This window comes from Pseudomonas sp. NPDC089534 (genome assembly GCF_044749305.1).
Classification (GTDB): Bacteria; Pseudomonadota; Gammaproteobacteria; order Pseudomonadales; family Pseudomonadaceae; genus Aquipseudomonas; species Aquipseudomonas ekonensis.
On the sequence record NZ_JBIVHR010000098.1, the window covers coordinates 1 to 20,129 of the forward strand.

Consider the following 20,129-nt stretch of genomic DNA (forward strand, 5'->3'; position numbering starts at 1 on the left):
TCGCGCCGTCGCTGGCGGCGGGCGGCATGATGTCGTTCGCCCTGTCGCTGGACGATCTGGTGCTGGCCAGTTTCGTGTCGGGCCCCGGCTCGACCACGTTGCCGATGGAAGTGTTCTCGGCGGTGCGCCTGGGCGTGAAGCCTGAGATCAACGCCGTGGCCAGCCTGATCCTGCTGGCGGTGTCGCTGGTGACGTTCCTGGTGTGGTTCTTCAGCCGCCGTGCCGAGGAAGCGCGCCGCAAGGCGATCCAGCAGGCCATCGAAGAAAGCGCTGCCGATTCGTGGAAGCAACCGGACGTGCGCCGCTCGGCCACCCCCGAAGTGGCTTGAATCCGGGGGAGATCACAGTTCTGTGGTTGTCCCCAATCCCTGTGGGAGCGGGCTTGCCCGCGATAGCGGTCTGACATTCAACACATTTGTTGGCTGTTATGACGTCATCGCGGGCAAGCCCGCTCCCACAGGTTTTTATGTGATCAGGAAATCCACGGCGAGTGGCGGATGACCTCAACGAAGTTCATCGGCTTGAACCCCGGCTCCTGATCCTTCAGCACATCGGTCTTCACATTGCCGAACGTGGTCTGCGGGCGGTGGCGCAGGCCGTCGGCGAACGCGCAGATGATGCACTCCTTGAACCCCTCGCCCCGCGGGTGCGCATGCACCACCGCTTCGCGCTGCACGTGGGTGAACGCGGCGTAGTCCATGCCCAGCACGTCCATCTCCACGCCGGCGGTCACCAGCGCCACGGTCGGGCGCAAGTGCTTGGGCACGCCCGGCGTGGTGTGCAGGGCGATCGACAGCCACACCTGCTCGATGTCGTCGTCGCTCAACCCGTAGGGCTTGAGGAAGGCTGCGGCCGCGTTGGCGCCGTCGACTTCGAAGCGCTCGTCGTCGCTGCGGTGGCCTTCGACCAGGCCCAGGTCATGGAACATCGCGCCGACGTAGAGCAGCTCCGGGTCGTAGGCCAGTTGCCGGCGTTCGCCGCTCAGCGCGCCGAACAGGAACACTCGGCGCGAGTGGTGGTAGAGCAGGTCGGATTCGATGTCGCGGATGTATTCGGTGGTGGCGCGGGCCAGTGCGCTGTCGGGGATCTTGATGCCGGCGATGGTGGTGCTCATGGGAGTCGTCCTCGTGGAAAACGCCGTGGCGGCGCTGATGGACAAAGTCTGTTCCCCGCCCCGGAACCGGACAATCGGCCCATGGCTGCGATCCTTGCCAATGCGCCTGCAAATCGTGCCAGCTCGCTTCCGGAGCGAGGATTGGCTAAGGTCTGGGCCCTCGCCACAGGGAATTGCCTGAACCATGAACAGAACCGTCGCCATCGTGGTGTTCCCCGGCGTGCAGTCGCTGGATGTCACGGGCCCCATGGACGTGCTGGCCGAAGCCGGGCGCTTTCTGGCGCCCGAGGATCACTACCGCCTGGAAGTGATCGGCACCGGACACGGGCCGGTGCGCTGCTCCAACGGCTTGGCGCTGACCCCCGACCGGCATTTCAGCGAAGCGTCGCAGGCCTACGACCTGCTGCTGGTGGCCGGCGGGCCGCAGTTGCCGTCCACAACCTTCGGCGAGGCGTTCGACGGCTGGCTGCGCGAGGCCTGCGGGCGCGCACGGCGCTTCGGCTCGATCTGCAACGGCGCATTCATGCTGGCCCGTGCCGGCCTGCTGGAGGGCCGCACGGTGACCACCCACTGGAACGATGCCCAGGCCCTGGCGCAGCTGTGCCCGCAGGCCCGGGTCGAAGCGGACCGGCTGTATGTCGAGGACGGTGCGCTCTACACCTCGGCCGGGGTGACGGCGGGGATCGACCTGTCGCTGTACCTGCTGGCGCGCGACCACGGCGCGGACGTGGCGCTGAACGTGGCCAAGCGGCTGGTGGTGTTCACCCAGCGCGCCGGCGGCCAGTCTCAGTTCAGCCCGTTCCTGGCGCCCCATGCCGAGCCGGAGTCGGCGGTGGCGCGGGTGCAGCGGTATGTGCTGGCCAACCTGAACGGGGAGCTTGCCATCGCTGACCTGGCGAAGGCGGCGAACATGAGTGCGCGCACGTTCTCCCGGGTGTTTGCCCGTGACGCGCAGGTCACCCCGGCGGAGTTCGTCGAGCGGGCGCGGGTGGATGCGGCGCGGGTGATGCTGGAGAGCACCGCCTCGCCGCTCAAGACGGTCGCCTACCGGTGCGGGTTCCGCGATGCGCAGCACATGCGCAATGTGTTCAACCGCAGGCTCGGCGTGACGCCGCTGCAGTTCCGGCAGCACTTTGCGCTGGAGGTCTGAGGGCCTGTCGCACGCTTGAGGGGCTCATCGCGAGCAGGCTCGCTCCCACACTGGGAGTGCGTTGCCCTGTAGGAGCGAGCCTGCTGCGGGCGGCGATCCGACGAGGGGCCGGTCGCCGCGCTGAAGGTTACCGGGCCGCCCGCGCCGGCAGCAGCTTGAGGGTGCTGCGGGTGTTGGCCGTCACTTCCTCGTCGCTGAAGTGCGCCTGCACGTACATCCCGTCCACGTAGGCCTCGGCCTGATCGTCGTAGTGGCTGTCGAACGGCACGCCGCTCTGGCCCACCGGGTTGATGGTCAGGCTGTGGGCCGGGTCGGCGAAGTCGATCAGGCGCCGGGTGGACGGCCCGTAGGTGACCGGCCACGGCGCCGGGCCGATCTTCGCCGAGAGGTTGTTCGGCACCTCGTGGCTGCCCGGTGCGGCGTAGGGGCCGACGTTGAAGATCCGGTCCAGGGGTTTCTGCTGGCCCAGCGGATGGCCGTGGGTCAGGGTGTGCGCCGTGCCCCACTGCCAGCGCGCCGGGTCGTCGCCCAAGGTCTGCTTCAGGTGCGCCATGCTGGCCTGCCACGCGGCCTTGACGGTGTCGGCGCGGGTTTCCTTTTGCGGGGTGGCGCGGTTGTCCCACCACGGCGAGTCGGCGTTCGCCGCCAGGCGCGGCAACGCGGCGTCGATCACCCGGGTCGACAGCAGCGTCTCGAAGAAGTCGTTGCCCAACTCATCGCGCATCGCCGCGTCGGCGAGGTCGTACAGGAACTGGTTGAACACCGTCGCGCTGACCGAGTCCAGCGGATAGTCGCCCTGCCACTGGGCCAGTTGCTCGACCAGCTTGAGCTGCGCCGGGTCGCTCGCCGCCTCACGCAGGACCGGCAGCAGCGGCGCCAGCAGGCGCGGCCCGTAGCCGGTGGCGGTGCCCAGCTGCAGCTTCTGGTTGGCCTCGTTGTCCCACTTCACGTTCTTGTCGGCGAGCTGGCGGTTGAGCTGCTGGCCGCGGTCGGCGAGGTTGTAGTAGCCGGGAATCTCCAGGCCGGTGGGCGACACCGGCTGGAAGTTGGCCGACACGATGTAGCCCCGCGCCGGGTTCTCTTCCTGGGGGTTGGCGCTGAACGGGTAGTAGCCGTCCTTGTCCGCCTGATTGCTGGCGCCGTCGAGGATGAAGCCCGGCTTCACCCCGGCCGGACGTTTGGGCAGCAGGGCCGATGCCCACCAGCCGATGTCGCCTTTGGCGTTGGCGTAGACGATGTTCAGCCCCGGCGCCTGCACCTTGGCCGCGGCGGCGCGGGCCTTGGCCAACGTGTCGGCGCGGTTGAGCTGGTAGAAGCCGTCGAGGATCGGGTTCGGCGTTTCGAGGAAGGCCCACCACATGGCGATGGGCGTCTTGCCGGCGGCGGTGCCGAGGGCATTGTTGACGATCGGGCCGTGGGGCGACTGGCGCAGGGTCAGGGTCACCGGCGCCTGGCCTTTCACCGCGATCTGCTGCTCGCTGCTGACCATGTCCGTCCATTGGCCGCGGTGCCAGACCTGGTTCGGGTTGTCCGGGTTGACCTTTTCGGCCACCAGGTCCAGGTCGTCGTTCTGGAACATGGTCAGGCTCCAGCCGAAGTCCCGGTTGTGCCCCAGGAACGCGAACGGCACCAGCGCCTGGTGATAACCGTACAGCTCGAAGCCCGGCGCCGACAGCTGCGCCTCGTACCACACCGCCGGCACCGCGAAGCGGATGTGCGGATCCCCGGCCAGCAGCGGCTTGCCGCTCTTGCTGCGGCTGCCGGCGATCACCCAGGCGTTGCTGCCTTCGAACTGCGGCAGGCCGTGGTCGATCAGCGCCTGTTCGCTGAGGCGGGCGAGGGTGTTCAGGCCTTGCCAGTCGCCGGCGGCGAGGGCCAGCGCCGAAGGGCTGCGTCCCTTGGCCAGCACGCCCTTGGGCTGCCAGTCGAGGTCGAAGACGTTGAGGTAGTCGGCGCCGAGCCGGTCGCGCACGTAGGTCAGCAACGGCTCGGTGCGAAACGCCGCGGCGAAGCTGTAGGCCATGTAGCCGGCGACGCTGATGCTGTCCTCGGCGGTGAACGGCCGCTTGGGGATGCCCAGCACGTCGAACTCGATGGGTGCGGCGTGGCTGTCCTGATACTGGTTGATGCCGTCCAGATAGGCTTCCAGGGCTTTCCACGCCGGTGACTGGCGGTCGAGGCCGGCGACGTAGCTGGCGGCCCGCTCGCGGATGCGCAGGCTGCGGAACAGTTTGTCGGTGTCGAGCAGCTTGGGCCCCAGCACTTCGGCCAGCTCGCCACGGGCCAGGCGGCGCATGGCCTCCATCTGGAACAGCCGGTCCTGGGCGTGCACGTAGCCGAGGGCGCGGTAGAGGTCGGTTTCGTTTTCGGCGCGGATGTGCGGCACGCCGCGCTCGTCGTAGCGCACGGTCACCGAACCTTGCAGGTTGCGCAGCTCCGCCTGGCCCTGACGCGTCGGTTGCTTGCTGTAGACATACCCGCCGGCGGCGATCAGCAGCGCGACGATGAGCAAGGCAAGAACGGTGAAGACGCGTTTCATGGTGACTCCTTGTGCGTTCGGGATCCCCGCCCGTGGGGGCCGTCAACAATTAGCACAGACCTCGTGCGCCGTGCATCGCTGTCTTTCGAAAAGTCCGGAATGCCTTACGGCCCGTCCGCCGGCCACGGGCAGTAGCAGCCGACCGCCAGCGTGTGGGTGGCGTTGACCGGACGGTCTTCGCTGAGCGCATTGAGGATCGGTTCGATGAAGCTGTTGGCGGAGTTGCAGGTCAGGCCTTCGCTGTACGGCCCGAAGTACGCCAGCTTGCCGCTGCGGTCCCAGATCGCCACCGCCGGGCTTGCGGGGATCTGCTCGGAGCCGGGCAGCACCGCGATGGTCTTGAGGTTGCCGAGGGTGGCGGGCAACTGGCCGTGGCTGCCGGCCTTCTGCACCGCGAAGAACTCCACGCCCTTGGCGCTGAAGCGCTCGACCATCTCCGTCAGGTGCTGCTGGTTGCCGACGTTGCAGGGGCAGGCCGGATCCCAGAAGTGCACCAGGCGGATGCTGCCGGGGCCGGCCAGGTCGTCCGGCAGGCGCAGCGGGTCGCCGGAGAACACCGCCGTGTGCGAGCTGAAGGCGCGCAGGTAGCGGCCCTGGAACCAGTCGTAGGCCGCCCACAGCACCCCGGCGCACACAAGCGCGAGCAGGCTGGCGAACAGCGCGGTACGGTAGGGCGGACGCATGGTTTTCGATCCTCGAAGGCCGGCTAGCTTGCCATGCCTGCCGCGACAGATGAATATCGCAGGCCGATAAAGTCTGTTCACCGTTCTGGAAGTGCCCATGTCTGCGACCTTCAACCCCGATCATCTGCGTGCCGGCCTGCGGCCCCTGGCCCAGTGGCAGCCGCTGTCGGACGAGGCCAAGGCGTACCAGCGGTTCTACCGCACCGACTTCCCCGAGCGTGACGTGTGGCGCGGCATGGGCCGCTTCGAGGTCGACGGCTATGAGCTGGTCAGCCATTGCTGGTGGCCGGAGACGGCCAAGGGCACGCTGTTCCTGCTCCACGGCTTCTACGACCACACCGGGCTCTACCGGCACGTGATCGCTTGGGCGCTGGACCAGGGCTTCGCGGTGATCGCCTGCGACCTGCCGGGGCACGGGCTGTCGAGCGGCGAGCGGGCGAGCATCCGCGACTTCTCCGAGTACCAGGACGCCCTGCACGGACTGTTCGCCGAGGCGCGCTCGATCGCGTTGCCGCAGCCGTGGCACCTGTGCGGGCAAAGCACGGGCGCGGCGATCGTGGTCGATCATCTGCTCGACCAGAGCGTCGAGAGCCCCGCCCAGGGCCAGGTGATCCTGCTGGCGCCGCTGGTGCGGCCGCGGGCCTGGGGCTGGTCGCAGCTCAGCTATTACCTGCTGCGGCCCTTCGTCCGGGGCATCGCGCGGCGCTTCAGCGAGAACACCAACGACCCGGCGTTCCTGCCGTTCCTGCAGGCCGACCCGCTGCAGCCCAAGCGCCTGCCGACCCGATGGGTCGGCGCGCTGTCGCGCTGGATCGAGCGCATCGAATACGCCCAGAAGAGCCCGCGCCGGCCGCTGATCGTCCAGGGCCAGGCGGACATGACCGTGGACTGGCCGCACAACCTTCAGGTGCTGAAATGGAAGTTCGACCGGCCGCAGATCCTGATGCTGCCGCAGGCGCGGCATCACCTGGCCAACGAGGTGGCGGAGATGCGCGAGGAGTATTTCGAGTTCCTGAGCAAGCGCATCAAGGGCAGCCAGCGGTAGCGGCCTTGCGGGCCAGCCCGCGTGCATGACGCAGATCCCCTGTGGGAGCGAGCCTGCTCGCGATGGCGGCGGCCCATCCGGCATCGGGGTGTCAGACAGACCGTTATCGCCAGCAGGCTGGCTCCCACAGTGTCTGTCTGAGCCGCCCATTCTCTGTGGGTGCGACGATTCGACTTGCCAGCGATAGGGCCCTGTCAGGCGATACGGATCACTGGCTGAGGTTCGACGCGCTCTGGCCCACCGCCAGCCCCGCCCGGATCGCCGCCAGCGCCGCCTGGTAATAGGCCTTGCCCTCGGCCGATTCGGCGAAGGTCGCGAACTCTTCCAGCTCTTCGTCCGACAGGTCGCGGTAGACGTACAGCAGCGTGTTGTTCAGGTCGGCGCCGATCTGGTCCATCAGCCGCTGACGCTGGCCGTCGAGCATGCCCTGGGCCTGGCCGGCGCCGAGCAGGCCGGGAATCATCGAGCTGAGGCTGTCGGCCGCCACGCCGGCGATCGCCAGGCTGACTTCGGCGCCGGCCTCGCGGGCGGGCAGCGCCTGGGCCAGGTGCCCGATGATCAGCAGGCGGCTGTCGCTGGCCGGCATCTTCGGCAGGCCCTTGGCGTTCTTCGCCAGTTGGTCGCGGCGGGTCGCCAGCAGTTCGGCGGCGACGATCTTCTTGCCCAGGGGCGACTGGAAAAAGGACAGGGCCGGTTTCGGGTCGGCGAGGTTCTGGCGCAGTTGCGCTTCGGCGCGCCGGTCCACGGCCTGGGGGGCGAAGCGCTGGTTGCTGTTGCTCACCAGGGCCTGGAACACCGCCGGCGGCAGGCTGCTCTGGTAGCGCTGCTGCGCGGCGCTGAGGGCGTCGTTGAAATGCGCTCGCTGCTCCGGCCAGCCGGCGACCTTGTACAGCTGGTCGTGGCTGTCTGCCCAGGCGGGCAACACGCAGAACATCAACAGTGAGAAAAACAAACGGCGCATAAGGACTCCTGTCAGCAGCCGACTATTCTCCGTGCGGTGCCGGTACTTGTCGAGAATTCGTATCAGGCCGCCGCGTGGCTCTGTCGGATTTCTCGCCGCCGGCATACTATGCGCGCCATGCCCATATCCTCTGATCACCCGCTGCTGCAGCGCATCGTCGACGACCTCGCCGACCATGGCTGGTCGCAGCAGAACATATTCCTGCCCCAGGACCTGACCCGCGCGCTGGCGGCCGAGTGCCGCAAGCGCGCCGCCGAGGGCGAGCTGGCGCCGGCGGCGGTCGGGCGCGGTGCCTCCACGGAAGTCCGTGAAGGCATTCGCGGCGACCATATCCAGTGGCTCGAGCCCGGCCAGGACGCGGCCAGCGACCGCTACCTGAACCTGATGGACAGCCTGCGCGAGGCGCTCAACCGGGGACTGTTCCTGGGGCTCGAAGACTTCGAGTGCCACTTCGCCCTGTACCCGCCGGGGGCGTTCTACCGCCGGCACGTCGACCGTTTCCGCGACGACGACCGGCGTGCGGTCTCGGCGGTGATCTACCTCAACGACGCCTGGCTGCCGGAGGACGGCGGCCAACTGCGCATGTACCTGGACGACGAACGCATCCACGACGTGCAGCCCACGGGCGGCTGCCTGGTGGTGTTCCTCTCCGGCGACGTGCCCCACGAAGTGCTGCCGGCCAACCGCGAGCGCCTGTCGTTGACCGGCTGGTTCCGCCGTCGCGGCAACGAGCCGTTCTGAGATGGAGCGGATCCTGGTCAGCCGCTGCCTGCTCGGCCATCCCGTGCGTTACGACGGCGGGGCCGGCGGGCCGTTCGGCCTGCTGGAGCAATGGGTGGCCGAGGGGCGCGTGGTGCCGACGTGCCCGGAGGTGGCCGGCGGGCTGCCCACGCCCCGGGCGGCGGCGGAGATCCCGGGCGGGCAGGGCGCTGAGGTGCTCGACGGCGCCGCTGCGGTCATCACCACCGACGGCGAGGATGTCAGCGCGCAGTTCCTGTCCGGGGCGCAGCAGGCGCTGGAGCTGGTGCGCCGCCATGGCATCCGGATCGCCGTGCTCAAGGCCAACAGCCCGTCCTGCGGCAACCTGCTGACTTATGACGGGACGTTCAGCGGGGTGAAGGTCTCAGGCGAAGGGGTCACCGCGGCGCTGCTCAAGCGCCACGGCGTGCAGGTGTTCAACGAGCTGGAACTGCCGCAGGCCGCCGAGGCCCTGGCAACGCTCGACTGACCTGCGGCGCTGCCGCCATCGCCAGCAGGCTGGCTCCCGCAGGAATCCAGGCTGAATGCAGCGTCTGCGGTCACCGCGGAACTATGTGGGAGAACTATGTGGGAGCCAGCCTGCTGGCGATGACGACAGCCAGGGCGCCGCAGGGCCAACGGCATCACGGGTGTTCGGCGGACTGCTCCAGCCACTTCTGCGTCAGCGTCGCCAGCCGCCCGTCCGCCTTGATCCGCTGCAACGCGTTCTCCAGGCTCGCGTGGAACGCCGGATTGCCCTTCTGGTACGGAATCGCCAGCGCCACCGGCGCCTCGTCCTTGGGCTTCTCTTCGGTCAGCGCCTGCACCAGCACCAGCGGGCGCGGTTGTTCGTCTTTCTTGGCCAGCAGCTGCGGGTTGACCTGGCCGTAAGGTTCGCTGACGTCGAAACGATCCTTGAGCGCCGGGGTCAATGCCATGTGGTTGAGGGCAATGTCGTACTTGCCGCTCTCGACGCCCTGGAGCAGATCGCCTTCGTCGGTGACGGTGAAGTCGGCCCGCACATCCAGCTCGTTGGCCAGCAGTTGCCCCAGCTCGACCTCGAACCCCGCGAGCGTGTCGCCGTCCTTGAAATTGAAGGGCGGTGTATTAGCCTCAAGGGCGATGCGCAACTCGCCGCGGTCGTTGATGTCATCCATCAGTTCGGCATGGGCCAGGGGGCTCAGAAGGGGAAGCAGGCAGATCAGGCCAGGCAGGAAACGCATGGTCACTCCTTTGAAATCATTGTCGCGGCCTGATGTTCAGGCTCGCTTTGCTATGGTTGACGAGTGCCTTCGACAACGAATGGTCATGAAGTTGTCATGACCGCGCGGATTTTACGGAAAAACTGGAGAAGAGAATGCAGACATTCATGCTACGTGCCGTTTTCGCCGGCCTTGCGCTGAGCGCCTCGATGCTGGCCAACGCCGCCACGCCGGCGCCTGCGGGGGCTTCGGTGAACATTGTCGAGCCGACCAGCGGCGCTGTCGTGGAAGGCAAGTTCAAGGTCAAGTTCGAAGTCAAAGGCATCGCGCTGGCGCCGGCGGGGGATCCGACCGCCAACACCGGCCACCACCACCTGCTGGTGGACGCCAAGGGCATCGTCCCGGCGGGCCAGGTGATCCCGACGGACGACAACCACAAGCACTTCGGCAAGGCCCAGACCGAAACCGAGCTGGAGCTGAAACCGGGCAAGCACACCCTGCAGCTGGAACTGGGCGACAAGAACCACATGGCGTTCGACCCGCCGATCGTCTCGGAGAAGATCACCATCACGGTGAAATGACGGTTCTGCGGGCATGAAAAAGGGAGCTCCGAGGAGCTCCCTTTTTTTGTCGCTCAGCGGCCGGTCAGAACAGCACGCGGCTGCGGATGGTGCCGTTGACGTGCTGCAGCTTCTCTTGCGCCAGCTCCGAGTACTCGGCGTCGACGTCGATCACCACGTAGCCGACCTTCTCGTTGGTCTGCAGGAACTGACCCGAGATGTTGATGCCGTTTTCGGCGAAGACCTTGTTGATCTCGCTCATCACGCCCGGAACGTTCTCGTGGATGTGCAGCAGACGGTGCTTGCCCGGGTGGGCCGGCAGGGCCACTTCCGGGAAGTTCACGGAGGATACCGACGTACCGTTGTCGCTGTACTTGACCAGCTTCTCCGCCACTTCCAGGCCGATGTTGGCTTGCGCCTCGGCCGTCGAGCCGCCGATGTGCGGGGTCAGGATCACGTTGTCCAGGCCGCGCAGCGGGCTTTCGAACTCTTCGTCGTTGGAGCGCGGCTCCACCGGGAACACGTCGATGGCGGCGCCGATCAGGTGCTTGTCCTTGATCGCGGCGGCCAGGTGGTCCAGCTCGACCACGGTGCCGCGGGCGGCGTTGATCAGGATGCCGCCCTTCTTGATGGCGCGGATTTCCTTCTCGCCGATCATCCACTGGGTGGCGGCGGTTTCAGGCACGTGCAGGGTGACGATGTCGGACATGCCCAGCAGCTCGTGCAGGTTGCCGACCTGGACCGCGTTGCCCAGCGGCAGCTTGGTCACGGTGTCGTAGAAGTACACCTGCATGCCCAGGCCTTCGGCCAGGACCGACAGCTGGGTGCCGATGGAGCCGTAGCCGACGATGCCCAGCTTCTTGCCGCGGATCTCGAAGGAGTTGGCTGCGGACTTGATCCAGCCGCCACGGTGGCAGGAAGCGTTTTTCTCGGGGATGCCGCGCAGCAGCAGGATCGCTTCGGCCAGCACCAGTTCCGCCACGGAGCGGGTGTTGGAGTACGGCGCGTTGAACACGGCGATGCCGCGCTCGCGGGCCGCTTCCAGGTCGACCTGGTTGGTGCCGATGCAGAAACAGCCAACCGCCACCAGCTTCTTCGCGTGATCGAAGATCTCTTCGGTCAGTTGGGTGCGCGAGCGGATGCCGATGAAGTGAGCGTCAGCGATCTTTTCCTTGAGCTGGTCTTCCGGCAGGGAGCCTGTGAGGTACTCGATGCTGGTGTAGCCCGCCGCCTTGAGGACGTCGACAGCCGATTGGTGGACGCCTTCGAGGAGAAGGAACTTGATCTTGCTCTTGTCGAGAGAAGTCTTGCTCATCTGCGTAAACCTGTATCCCGGAGAAAAATGGCAGGAAATGGTCAACAGATGCTGACCCGGACGGCAGGAAAGCCGTCACCGCAGAACCGCCGTTGGGCACTGGCCTGCGGGGTCGGTATGCTAGCATAGCCACCCCGCTAATCACTCATTCCTGCGACGTGAAGCGTCTTCAGGATGACCATGAATTGTTCGAGAGTTCTGTCGATGACCAATCCTGCCCTGATTGATGAACTGAAGACCCTGGTCGAGCCCGGCAAAGTCCTGACCGACGCCGACTCCCTGAACGCATACGGCAAGGATTGGACCAAGCATTTCGCCCCGGCGCCGAGCGCCGTCGTGTTCCCCAAGACCATCGAACAGGTGCAGGCCATCGTGCGCTGGGCCAATGCGCACAAGGTGGCGCTGGTGCCGTCGGGCGGGCGCACCGGGCTGTCCGCCGCCGCGGTGGCGGCCAACGGCGAGGTGGTCGTGTCGTTCGACTACATGAACCGCATCCTCGACATCAACCTCACCGACCGCACCGCCGTCTGTCAGCCGGGCGTGGTCACCGAGCAGCTGCAGAACGCCGCCGAGGAGCATGACCTGTATTACCCGGTGGACTTCGCCTCCGCCGGCTCCAGCCAGATCGGCGGCAACATCGGCACCAATGCCGGCGGGATCAAGGTCATTCGCTACGGCATGACCCGCAACTGGGTCGCGGGCATGAAAGTCGTCACCGGCAAGGGCGACGTGCTGGAACTGAACAAGGACCTGATCAAGAACGCCACCGGCTACGACCTGCGGCAGCTGTTCATCGGCGCCGAGGGCACCCTGGGGTTCGTGGTCGAGGCCACCATGCGCCTGGACCGGGCGCCGAAGAACCTGACCGCGATGGTGCTCGGCACCCCGGACTTCGACTCGATCATGCCGGTGCTGCATGCCTTCCAGGGCAAGCTCGACCTGACCGCCTTCGAGTTCTTCTCCGACAAGGCGCTGGCCAAGGTGCTGGGCCGCGGCGACGTGCCGGCGCCGTTCGAGACCGACTGCCCGTTCTACGCGCTGCTGGAGTTCGAGGCGACCACCGAAGAGGTGGCCAACCTGGCCCTGGAGACCTTCGAGCACTGCGTGGAGCAGGGCTGGGTGCTCGACGGCGTGATGAGCCAGAGCGAAACCCAGTTGCAGAACCTGTGGAAGCTGCGCGAGTACATCTCCGAAACCATCTCCCACTGGACACCGTACAAGAACGACATTTCGGTCACCGTGGCGAAAGTCCCGGCGTTCCTCCAGGAAATCGACGCGATCGTCGGCAAACACTACCCGGATTTCGAAATCGTCTGGTTCGGCCACATCGGCGACGGCAACCTGCACCTGAACATCCTCAAGCCGGACAGCCTGAGCAAGGACGAGTTCTTCGCCAAGTGCGCCACCGTCAACAAGTGGGTGTTCGAGACCGTCGAGAAGTACAACGGCTCGATCTCCGCCGAACACGGCGTGGGCATGACCAAGCGCGATTACTTGACCTACAGCCGCTCGCCGGCGGAAATCGAGTACATGAAAGCGGTCAAGGCGGTGTTCGACCCGAACGGCATCATGAACCCGGGCAAGATCTTCGCGGTTTGAGCGCAACCCTTGTGAATCAATGAAGGCAGGAGTCGGTAAATGAGCTATCAGCACCAATACGTCGACGGTACGCGGATTCACTTCCCGCTGGGGAAAGTGGTGTGCATCGGCCGCAACTACGCCGAACACGCCAAGGAACTGGACAACCCGGTGCCCACCGAGCCGCTGCTGTTCATCAAGCCCGGCAGTTGCGTGGTGCCGCTGGAGGGCGGGTTCAAGATTCCGACCGAGCGCGGTTCGGTGCACTACGAGGCCGAGATCGCCGTGCTGATCGGCAAGCCGCTGTCCACCCGGCCGAGCCGCGAGGAAGTGCTGGACGCCATCTCCGGCTTCGCCCCGGCGCTGGATCTGACCCTGCGCGACAAGCAGGCCGAGCTCAAGTCCAAGGGCCTGCCGTGGGAAATCGCCAAGTCCTTCGACGGCGCGGCGGTGATCGCACCGTTCGTGGCCGCCGGCACCTTCGCCGACCTGACCGACATCGGCATCCGCCTGACCATCAACGGTGAAGTGCGCCAGGACGGCAACAGCAGCGCGATGCTCAACCCGATCGTGCCGATGATCCAGCACATGGCCGGCTGTTTCTCCCTGCAGGCCGGCGACGTGATCCTCACCGGCACGCCGGTGGGCGTCGGGCCGCTGAACGTCGGCGACGACATCGTGCTCGAACTGCCGGGCGCCAGCCGCTTCACCAGCAGCGTGCGCTGATCCGTCACTGCCGCTGACGCCATCGCCAGCCTGCTGGCTCCCACAGGGTCTTGGGGCCTGTCAGGTATCTTGCGGATATCGGGGCCCCTCTGTGGGAGCCAGCCTGCTGGCGATTCGGTGGATCAGCCACCGCAAGGGATGGATCGGTGCAGCGGCCCCCCCCCCACAGGCAAGGCAATCCCGCCATTTGCCGTTTTTTTCACATCCTGTCCGGATAATTCGGTTCATTCTGGCGTCTGAGCCTGCCCGTTTGTGCTATTACCCTTAGCCTGAATTTCCGGAACGCGTCCTTTGATGTCATCTCAATCGCTGCCCAAGCTCAAATTCGCCCGCCGTTCGCGGTTCGTCATGCGCTGGTATTCCTGGTTGCTGCTGGTGGGCGTCATTGCCTATGGCCTGGCGTATGCCATGCACTGGGATGACCGCGGGCTGCTTTGGGTGAAGGAGCGTTTCGAGAGCCCCGCCGAGCAGAAGGAAAGCATCTGGCTTCCCGACTACCGCGCGGTGATCGACGCCAAGCTGTTGCCGGGGATGGAAAAGGACGAGGCGTCGGACCTGTCCTACGACCCGCAGACCAAAACCCTGTTTTCGGTGATGGGCAAGAACCCGTTCCTGGTCGAGCTGACCCTGCAGGGCGACGTGCTGCGCAAGATGCCGCTGGTGGGCTGGAGCAACCCGGAAGGCGTCACCGTGATGGAGAACGGCCTGATGGCCATCGTCGACGAGCGCGACCACCTGCTGTCGATCGTCAAGGTCGATGCCGCCACCCGCGAACTCAAGCGCGACGACTATCCGAAGTACGACCTGGGCCCGTCCAAGGACCAGAACAAGGCGTTCGAGGCCATCACCTGGGACAAGCGCAACCAACGCCTGCTGCTGGGCGAAGAGCGCCCGCCGGCGCTGTTCACCTGGAGCAGCGACGGCAGCCAGACCCTCAAGGGCGACAAGCAGAAGCTGCCGAGCGACGAACTGGATCTGCGCAACCTCTCGGCCCTGGCCGTCGACCCGCGCACCGGCCATACCCTGGCGCTGTCCGCCGATTCGCACCTGCTGCTGGAGCTGGACGAAAACGGCGAGCAAGTCAGCTTCATGACCCTGCTCGGCGGCTTCAACGGCCTGAAGAAAACCATCCCCCGCGCCGAAGGCGTGACCATGGACGAGGCGGGCACGCTCTACATCGTCAGCGAGCCGAACCTGTTCTATCGCTTCGAGAAGCAGAAGTAGCCGCAGCGTTCAGGGCTTGCGGTTGTCCTCACGAGCAAGTGGCCATTAAGCTTCAGTTCAGACGGGCGTGATATTTCATCCGCCTGTTTTGATGCCGAGCCCCTCCGAATGCGCCGATTCGCCCGTCCCAAGCCTTTGTTCATCCTCCTGTCCGTGGCCACCCTGATTGCGCTGATCGCCGTCGGGCAGTACCTGCGCCTGTTCGAGCGGGCCTGGTTCAACCTGCATGCGCTGTGGCAGCCGCAAAGCGCCGAGGCCATCGGCCTTGACCGCTACCGGGTGGAGATCGAGGCGAAAACCATCGACGGGCTGGACGAGGACGTGTCGGCCCTGACCTTCGATCCGGTGCGCAAGAGCCTGTTCACCGTCACCAACAAGAACGCCGAACTGATAGAGCTGTCGCTGGACGGCCGGATCCTGCGCCGGGTGGCGCTGATCGGTTTCGGCGATCCGGAAGCCGTGGAGTTCATCAGCGCCGACACCTACGTCATCACCGACGAGCGCCAGCAGCGGCTGATCAAGATCCACCTGGAACAGGACACCACGTTCCTCGATGCGGCCGAGGCGGAGCAGATGACCCTCGGCGTGCACATGAGCGGCAACAAGGGGTTCGAAGGCCTGGCCTACGACTCGGTGGGCAAGCGTCTGTTCGTGGCCAAGGAGCGGGATCCGATGCTGATCTATGAAGTGCACGGCTTTCCGCACTTCAATCCGGAAAAGTCCTACGCGGTGCATGTGATCAACAATCCCAAGCGCGACGCCGGGATGTTCGTGCGGGACCTGTCGAGCCTGCAGTACGACGAGCGCAGCGGCCATCTGCTGGCGCTGTCCGACGAGTCGCGGCTGATTCTGGAGCTGGATGTGGACGGGCGTCCGCTGAGCACGATGTCGCTGAGCGGGGGGCGGCAGGGTCTGAAGAAAACCGTGCCGCAGGCCGAAGGCATCGCGATGGATGACGACGGGACGCTGTATCTGGTGAGCGAGCCGAACTTGTTCTACGTCTTCAGGAAACCTGCGCAAAACTAATTCGCACCCAAAAACACTGTGGGAGCGAGCTTGCTCGCGATGAGGGAGTTTCAGTCACTGAACAGGTCGACTGACACACCGCTATCGCTGGCAAGCCAGCTCCCACAGGTTTTTCATCTGCCCAGAAAAATGTGGGCAGTTTTGGGTTACTCAGCCTTCAGGGTCTTCACGCCTTCAGCGGTGCCCAGCAGCAACAGGTCCGCCGGACGCGCCGCGAACAGGCCGTTGGTGACCACGCCGACGATGGCGTTGATCTGCGCTTCCAGTTCCACCGGGTTGGTGATCTGCAGGTTGTGCACGTCGAGGATGATGTTGCCGTTGTCGGTCAGCACGCCTTCGCGGTAGACCGGATCGCCGCCGAGCTTCACCAGTTGGCGGGCGACGTGGCTGCGGGCCATCGGGATGACTTCCACCGGCAGCGGGAACGCGCCGAGCACCGGCACCAGCTTGCTGGCGTCGGCGATGCAGATGAAGGTCTGCGCCACGGCGGCGACGATCTTCTCGCGGGTCAGGGCCGCGCCGCCGCCCTTGATCAGGTTCAGGCGGGCATCGCTTTCGTCGGCGCCGTCGACGTAGAACTCCAGGTTGCTCACGGTGTTGAGCTCGTACACCGGGATCCCGTGACCCTTCAGGCGCGCGGCGGTGGCTTCGGAGCTGGCGACCGCGCCGTCGAACGCACCTTTGTGCAGGGCCAGGGCATCGATGAAGCAGTTGGCGGTGGAGCCGGTGCCGACCCCGACGATACTCTTGTCGTCGAGTTTCGGAAGGATGAAGTCGACGGCGGCCTGGGCCACGGCCTGTTTGAGTTGATCCTGGGTCATGCGGGCTCCGGAAGCGGGCAAGGTGAGAACGGAAAGGCCGGCATTATAGCCCCAAGCCGGGGTAAAACCTCGGGATTCGTGTGGTCGTGCGGCCAAAAGCCGGGTTAGACTCCTTGGCCCTGCCCAACCCGCCCAGTGATGCCTTCCGATGCTCGAACAGTACGTCAAAAAGATCCTCACCTCGCGCGTTTACGACGTTGCCGTAGAAACCCCGCTGCAGAACGCCCGCCAGCTCTCCGAGCGGCTGGGCAACGACATCTGGCTCAAGCGCGAAGACTTGCAGCCGGTGTTCTCGTTCAAGATCCGCGGGGCCTACAACAAGCTGACCCAGCTGACCGACGAAGAGCGCGCCCGCGGCGTGGTCACCGCCTCGGCGGGCAACCATGCGCAGGGCCTGGCCCTGGCGGCCAAGGTGCTGGGCGTGAAGGCCACCATCGTGATGCCCAAGACCACCCCGGAGATCAAGGTCGAAGGCGTGCGTTCCCGGGGCGGCAAGGTGGTGCTGCACGGCGACTCGTTCCCGGAGGCGCTGGCCTATTCGCTGAAGCTGGTCGATGAGAAGGGCTACGTCTATATCCACCCTTACGACGATCCGCACACCATCGCCGGGCAGGGCACCGTGGCGATGGAAATCCTGCGCCAGCACCCGCAGCCGCTGGACGCGATCTTCGTGCCGGTCGGCGGCGGCGGGCTGATCGCCGGGATCGCGGCGTACGTGAAGTACCTGCGCCCGGACATCAAGGTCATCGGCGTCGAGCCCGACGACTCCAACTGCCTGCAGGCGGCGATGGCGGCGGGCGAGCGCGTGGTGCTGCCGACGGTGGGCATCTTCGCCGACGGCGTGGCCGTGGCCCAGATCGGCCAGCACACCTTCGACATCTGCAAGGATCACGTCGATGAGGTGATCACCGTCAGCACCGACGAAATCTGCGCGGCGATCAAGGACATCTACGACGATACCCGCTCGATCACCGAGCCCGCCGGCGCCCTGGGCGTGGCCGGGATCAAGAAGTACGTCGAGCAGCGCGGCGTGGCCGGCAAGACGTTCGTCGCCATCGACTCCGGCGCCAACGTCAACTTCGACCGCCTGCGCCACGTGGCCGAGCGTGCCGAGCTGGGCGAGGGCCGCGAAGCGATCATCGCCGTGACCATCCCGGAGAAGGCCGGCAGCTTCAAGGCGTTCTGCGAAGCCATCGGCAAGCGCCAGATCACCGAATTCAACTACCGCTACAGCACCGGCAGCGAAGCGCACATCTTCGTCGGCGTGCAGACCCACCCGGACAGCGACCCGCGCAGCGCGCTGCTGGCGAGCCTGACCGAACAAGGCTTCCCGGTGATCGACCTGACCGACAACGAACTGGCCAAGCTGCACATCCGCCACATGGTCGGCGGGCGCGCGGCGCAGGTGGTCGACGAGGTGGTGCTGCGCTTCGAGTTCCCGGAACGTCCGGGGGCGCTGTTCAACTTCCTCAACAAGCTCGGCGGGCGCTGGAACATCTCGATGTTCCACTACCGCAACCACGGCGCGGCGGACGGCCGGGTAGTGGCGGGCTTGCAGGTGCCGCACGAGGAGCGTCACCTGGTGCCGGCGGCGCTGGAGGCGATCGGCTACCCGTACTGGGACGAGAGCGACAACCCGGCCTATCAGCTGTTTCTCGGCTGAGCGGCTACGCTGATGGGCAGGCCATAAGGAAACCGGATCATGGAAACGTTGACTGCCCTGAAGGTGGCGCATACGGCGGCGACCGCCGTGCTGTTGCTCGGCGCGCTGGGCCTGGGCGCCTGGGTCTTCCTGGCGCGGCGCAAGGGCGACGCCACGGCGGGCAGCCGCACGCTGCAGCGGCCGCGGGTGTTCGTCTGGCTGCTGATGGCGCTGGCGCTGCTGAGCATGCCGTTCACCGGCTGGTGGATGGTGCATCTGGTGGGCTGGCCGCTGGGGCAGACGTGGCTGCTGGCCTCCAGCGTGCTCTACACGGTGGCGGCGCTGGCGTGGTTCTGGCTGCTGGTGCGGCTGAACCGGCTGCGCAAGGCGCCGGGCGGGGTGGGGCGGTTCAGCCTGGCCTTGGCGCTGTTCGGCCTGGTCTGCCTTGTGGCGATTGCCGGGTTGATGGGGGCCAAGCCTGTCTGAGGGCTTGAACCGAGTCGTCCCCATCGCCAGCAGGCTGGCTCCCACAGTTTTCAGATGCCACATTCGTGTTCACTGAAGGTTCCTGCGGGCGCTGGCCTGCCAGCGATGGCGGCATCAGCCGCGCAGGCTGAGCACAGGCCAACCCCGCTTCTGGGCCTCGGCCCGCAGGTTCGGATCCGGATCCACCGCCACCGGGTTCGCCACCTGCTCCAGCAGCGGCAGGTCGTTCATCGAGTCGCTGTAGAAGTAACTGTCCTCCAGCGAATGCCCGGTCTCTTCCAGCCAGCGGTTCAGCCGCGTCACCTTGCCTTCACGGAAACACGGCACGTCGGTGCTGCGCCCGGTGTAGCGGCCGTCCTGCATCTCGCACTCGGTGGCGATCAGGGTCTCGACGCCCAGGCGCACGGCGATGGGCGCGGTGACGAAACGGTTGGTGGCGGTGATGATCACCAGCTTGTCGCCGGCGTCGCGGTGCTGCTTCAGCAGTTCCAGCGCCTTGGGCAGCACGATCGGCTCGATGCAGTCGCGCATGTAGTCGTTGTGCCATTGGTCGAGCACGGCCATTTCGGTGCGGCCGAGGATCTCCAGGCAGAAGTTCAGGTACGCGGCGTTGTCCAGCTTGCCGGCCAGGTAATCCTGGTAGAACTCGTCGTTGCGCGCCTTGTAGGCGACCGGGTCGAGGAAGCCGCGTTCGCACAGGTAGTCGCCCCAGGCGTGATCGCTGTCGCCGCCCAGAAGGGTGTTGTCCAAATCGAAAAGAGCCAGGCGCATTGCAGTTACCCGCTGAAAAGTCAGTGAAAAGGGGACAAGAATACGGTCTTTTCACAAGAGTGCACATAAGCTGGGAACCTTCGTTGCCGCCTTCACGACCTTTGTGGAACAATGCGGCGACATGCGTTTGCGAGGTTGTTGCCGTGATCGACCCCGATGGTTTCCGCCCCAATGTCGGGATCATTCTGACGAATGACGCCGGCCAGGTGCTATGGGCTCGCCGTATCAATCAGGACGCCTGGCAGTTTCCGCAAGGGGGGATCAACCCCGAGGAGACGCCGGAGGACGCCTTGTACCGCGAGCTGAACGAAGAAGTGGGCCTGGAGCGCGAAGATGTTGAAATTCTCGCCTGTACCCGGGGCTGGTTGCGCTATCGTTTGCCGCAACGCCTGGTGCGGACCCACAGCCAGCCGCTGTGCATCGGCCAGAAGCAGAAATGGTTTCTCCTGCGCCTGATCTCCAACGAGCAGCGGGTGCGGATGGATTTGACCGGTAAATCAGACACTTTGTGGGGCCTTTGAGCATTTCGTCGCATTTCGCGAGAACGC

At 65.9% G+C, this 20,129-nt stretch carries 19 protein-coding genes and 2 pseudogenes; 13 read left to right on the top strand and 8 right to left on the bottom strand.

Annotation, left to right across the window (positions count from 1 at the left end; all coding sequences use genetic code 11):
* Positions 1 to 329: pseudogene (locus tag ACIP0B_RS23500) on the top strand (putrescine ABC transporter permease PotI); the annotation flags it as partial.
* Between the two features lie 143 nt (positions 330 to 472).
* On the opposite strand, the gene ACIP0B_RS23505 reads toward ACIP0B_RS23500, so the two are convergent.
* Entirely contained in the window at positions 473 to 1,114 is a 642-nt protein-coding gene (locus ACIP0B_RS23505) for an HD domain-containing protein (RefSeq protein ID WP_400836454.1), read from the bottom strand.
* A 184-nt stretch (positions 1,115 to 1,298) separates the two neighbouring features.
* On the opposite strand from ACIP0B_RS23505, the gene ACIP0B_RS23510 reads away from it, so the two are divergent.
* The gene (locus tag ACIP0B_RS23510; protein ID WP_400836456.1) at positions 1,299 to 2,264 is read left to right on the top strand and encodes a GlxA family transcriptional regulator; all 966 of its coding nucleotides are present in this window, start codon (positions 1,299 to 1,301) and stop codon (positions 2,262 to 2,264) included.
* 127 nt (positions 2,265 to 2,391) lie between these two features.
* On the opposite strand, the gene ACIP0B_RS23515 is transcribed toward ACIP0B_RS23510, so the two are convergent.
* Together ACIP0B_RS23515 and ACIP0B_RS23520 are read right to left on the bottom strand one after the other, a co-directional pair.
* Entirely contained in the window at positions 2,392 to 4,803 is a 2,412-nt protein-coding gene (locus tag ACIP0B_RS23515) for a penicillin acylase family protein (protein WP_400836458.1), read from the bottom strand.
* A 104-nt stretch (positions 4,804 to 4,907) separates the two neighbouring features.
* Positions 4,908 to 5,486, bottom strand: coding sequence for a DUF6436 domain-containing protein (locus tag ACIP0B_RS23520; RefSeq protein ID WP_400836460.1), 579 nt, complete (start codon positions 5,484 to 5,486; stop codon positions 4,908 to 4,910).
* Between the two features lie 97 nt (positions 5,487 to 5,583).
* Here ACIP0B_RS23520 and ACIP0B_RS23525 point away from each other — a divergent pair, with 97 nt between their 5' ends.
* Positions 5,584 to 6,531 carry an alpha/beta hydrolase gene (locus tag ACIP0B_RS23525; RefSeq protein WP_400836461.1) on the top strand — a complete coding sequence of 316 codons (948 nt, stop codon included), beginning with the start codon at positions 5,584 to 5,586 and terminating at the stop codon, positions 6,529 to 6,531.
* A 208-nt stretch (positions 6,532 to 6,739) separates the two neighbouring features.
* Here ACIP0B_RS23525 and ACIP0B_RS23530 read toward each other — a convergent pair whose 3' ends face one another.
* On the bottom strand, positions 6,740 to 7,492 hold the full coding sequence (locus ACIP0B_RS23530; protein WP_400836463.1) for a DUF2059 domain-containing protein: 753 nt from the start codon (positions 7,490 to 7,492) through the stop codon (positions 6,740 to 6,742).
* Between the two features lie 108 nt (positions 7,493 to 7,600).
* Between ACIP0B_RS23530 and ACIP0B_RS23535 the strand changes: the two genes are divergently transcribed.
* A complete protein-coding gene (locus tag ACIP0B_RS23535) occupies positions 7,601 to 8,233 on the top strand; it encodes a 2OG-Fe(II) oxygenase (protein ID WP_400836465.1) in 633 nt (210 codons plus the stop codon).
* A gap of 1 nt (position 8,234) precedes the next feature.
* The gene (locus ACIP0B_RS23540) at positions 8,235 to 8,720 is read left to right on the top strand and encodes a DUF523 domain-containing protein (protein WP_400836467.1); all 486 of its coding nucleotides are present in this window, start codon (positions 8,235 to 8,237) and stop codon (positions 8,718 to 8,720) included.
* A 154-nt stretch (positions 8,721 to 8,874) separates the two neighbouring features.
* Here the strand turns inward: ACIP0B_RS23540 and ACIP0B_RS23545 are convergent, their stop codons facing one another.
* A complete protein-coding gene (locus tag ACIP0B_RS23545) occupies positions 8,875 to 9,453 on the bottom strand; it encodes a transporter substrate-binding domain-containing protein (protein WP_400836469.1) in 579 nt (192 codons plus the stop codon).
* A 134-nt stretch (positions 9,454 to 9,587) separates the two neighbouring features.
* On the opposite strand from ACIP0B_RS23545, the gene ACIP0B_RS23550 reads away from it, so the two are divergent.
* Positions 9,588 to 10,013, top strand: coding sequence for a DUF4399 domain-containing protein (locus ACIP0B_RS23550; protein ID WP_400836470.1), 426 nt, complete (start codon positions 9,588 to 9,590; stop codon positions 10,011 to 10,013).
* Between the two features lie 64 nt (positions 10,014 to 10,077).
* Here ACIP0B_RS23550 and serA read toward each other — a convergent pair whose 3' ends face one another.
* Complete coding sequence (gene serA / locus ACIP0B_RS23555) at positions 10,078 to 11,307, bottom strand: phosphoglycerate dehydrogenase (RefSeq protein WP_085580977.1); 1,230 nt, start codon at positions 11,305 to 11,307, stop codon at positions 10,078 to 10,080.
* A 204-nt stretch (positions 11,308 to 11,511) separates the two neighbouring features.
* On the opposite strand from serA, the gene ACIP0B_RS23560 reads away from it, so the two are divergent.
* The 4 genes from ACIP0B_RS23560 to ACIP0B_RS23575 all read left to right on the top strand — a co-directional run bounded on the left by ACIP0B_RS23560 (position 11,512) and on the right by ACIP0B_RS23575 (position 15,861).
* Positions 11,512 to 12,906, top strand: a complete 1,395-nt coding sequence (locus ACIP0B_RS23560; RefSeq protein WP_400836473.1) for an FAD-binding oxidoreductase — start codon at positions 11,512 to 11,514, stop codon at positions 12,904 to 12,906.
* Positions 12,907 to 12,945: 39 nt separating this feature from the next.
* The gene (locus ACIP0B_RS23565; RefSeq protein WP_085580972.1) at positions 12,946 to 13,611 is read left to right on the top strand and encodes a fumarylacetoacetate hydrolase family protein; all 666 of its coding nucleotides are present in this window, start codon (positions 12,946 to 12,948) and stop codon (positions 13,609 to 13,611) included.
* A 294-nt stretch (positions 13,612 to 13,905) separates the two neighbouring features.
* Positions 13,906 to 14,835: an SdiA-regulated domain-containing protein gene (locus ACIP0B_RS23570; protein ID WP_400836475.1), complete on the top strand. Its 930-nt coding sequence runs from the start codon at positions 13,906 to 13,908 to the stop codon at positions 14,833 to 14,835.
* Positions 14,836 to 14,943: 108 nt separating this feature from the next.
* Positions 14,944 to 15,861, top strand: coding sequence for an SdiA-regulated domain-containing protein (locus ACIP0B_RS23575; RefSeq protein ID WP_400836477.1), 918 nt, complete (start codon positions 14,944 to 14,946; stop codon positions 15,859 to 15,861).
* A 146-nt stretch (positions 15,862 to 16,007) separates the two neighbouring features.
* On the opposite strand, the gene rpiA is transcribed toward ACIP0B_RS23575, so the two are convergent.
* On the bottom strand, positions 16,008 to 16,682 hold the full coding sequence (rpiA, locus tag ACIP0B_RS23580) for a ribose-5-phosphate isomerase RpiA (RefSeq protein ID WP_400836479.1): 675 nt from the start codon (positions 16,680 to 16,682) through the stop codon (positions 16,008 to 16,010).
* Between the two features lie 148 nt (positions 16,683 to 16,830).
* Here rpiA and ilvA point away from each other — a divergent pair, with 148 nt between their 5' ends.
* Together ilvA and ACIP0B_RS23590 are read left to right on the top strand one after the other, a co-directional pair.
* Complete coding sequence (ilvA, locus tag ACIP0B_RS23585; RefSeq protein ID WP_400836481.1) at positions 16,831 to 18,345, top strand: threonine ammonia-lyase, biosynthetic; 1,515 nt, start codon at positions 16,831 to 16,833, stop codon at positions 18,343 to 18,345.
* A gap of 39 nt (positions 18,346 to 18,384) precedes the next feature.
* Positions 18,385 to 18,810 (top strand): DUF2269 family protein, encoded by a 426-nt coding sequence (locus ACIP0B_RS23590; protein WP_217894580.1) that lies wholly within the window; start codon positions 18,385 to 18,387, stop codon positions 18,808 to 18,810.
* Between the two features lie 114 nt (positions 18,811 to 18,924).
* On the opposite strand, the gene ACIP0B_RS23595 is transcribed toward ACIP0B_RS23590, so the two are convergent.
* Positions 18,925 to 19,581, bottom strand: coding sequence for an HAD family hydrolase (locus ACIP0B_RS23595; RefSeq protein ID WP_400836483.1), 657 nt, complete (start codon positions 19,579 to 19,581; stop codon positions 18,925 to 18,927).
* A 143-nt stretch (positions 19,582 to 19,724) separates the two neighbouring features.
* Between ACIP0B_RS23595 and ACIP0B_RS23600 the strand changes: the two are divergent.
* A pseudogene (locus ACIP0B_RS23600) lies at positions 19,725 to 20,084 on the top strand (RNA pyrophosphohydrolase); the annotation flags it as partial.
* Positions 20,085 to 20,129 lie beyond the last annotated feature (45 nt).

Coding starts and splice junctions, on each gene's coding strand:
- ACIP0B_RS23530 (WP_400836463.1), bottom strand. CDS start 7,492: ATGCGCCGTTTGTTTTTCTCACTGTTGATGTTCTGCGTGTTGCCCGCC.
- ilvA (WP_400836481.1), top strand. CDS start 16,831: ATGCTCGAACAGTACGTCAAAAAGATCCTCACCTCGCGCGTTTACGAC.
- ACIP0B_RS23535 (WP_400836465.1), top strand. CDS start 7,601: ATGCGCGCCATGCCCATATCCTCTGATCACCCGCTGCTGCAGCGCATC.
- ACIP0B_RS23505 (WP_400836454.1), bottom strand. CDS start 1,114: ATGAGCACCACCATCGCCGGCATCAAGATCCCCGACAGCGCACTGGCC.
- ACIP0B_RS23560 (WP_400836473.1), top strand. CDS start 11,512: ATGACCAATCCTGCCCTGATTGATGAACTGAAGACCCTGGTCGAGCCC.
- serA (WP_085580977.1), bottom strand. CDS start 11,307: ATGAGCAAGACTTCTCTCGACAAGAGCAAGATCAAGTTCCTTCTCCTC.
- ACIP0B_RS23570 (WP_400836475.1), top strand. CDS start 13,906: ATGTCATCTCAATCGCTGCCCAAGCTCAAATTCGCCCGCCGTTCGCGG.
- ACIP0B_RS23515 (WP_400836458.1), bottom strand. CDS start 4,803: ATGAAACGCGTCTTCACCGTTCTTGCCTTGCTCATCGTCGCGCTGCTG.
- ACIP0B_RS23525 (WP_400836461.1), top strand. CDS start 5,584: ATGTCTGCGACCTTCAACCCCGATCATCTGCGTGCCGGCCTGCGGCCC.
- ACIP0B_RS23510 (WP_400836456.1), top strand. CDS start 1,299: ATGAACAGAACCGTCGCCATCGTGGTGTTCCCCGGCGTGCAGTCGCTG.
- ACIP0B_RS23565 (WP_085580972.1), top strand. CDS start 12,946: ATGAGCTATCAGCACCAATACGTCGACGGTACGCGGATTCACTTCCCG.
- ACIP0B_RS23550 (WP_400836470.1), top strand. CDS start 9,588: ATGCAGACATTCATGCTACGTGCCGTTTTCGCCGGCCTTGCGCTGAGC.
- ACIP0B_RS23590 (WP_217894580.1), top strand. CDS start 18,385: ATGGAAACGTTGACTGCCCTGAAGGTGGCGCATACGGCGGCGACCGCC.
- ACIP0B_RS23595 (WP_400836483.1), bottom strand. CDS start 19,581: ATGCGCCTGGCTCTTTTCGATTTGGACAACACCCTTCTGGGCGGCGAC.
- ACIP0B_RS23540 (WP_400836467.1), top strand. CDS start 8,235: ATGGAGCGGATCCTGGTCAGCCGCTGCCTGCTCGGCCATCCCGTGCGT.
- ACIP0B_RS23575 (WP_400836477.1), top strand. CDS start 14,944: ATGCGCCGATTCGCCCGTCCCAAGCCTTTGTTCATCCTCCTGTCCGTG.
- rpiA (WP_400836479.1), bottom strand. CDS start 16,682: ATGACCCAGGATCAACTCAAACAGGCCGTGGCCCAGGCCGCCGTCGAC.
- ACIP0B_RS23545 (WP_400836469.1), bottom strand. CDS start 9,453: ATGCGTTTCCTGCCTGGCCTGATCTGCCTGCTTCCCCTTCTGAGCCCC.
- ACIP0B_RS23520 (WP_400836460.1), bottom strand. CDS start 5,486: ATGCGTCCGCCCTACCGTACCGCGCTGTTCGCCAGCCTGCTCGCGCTT.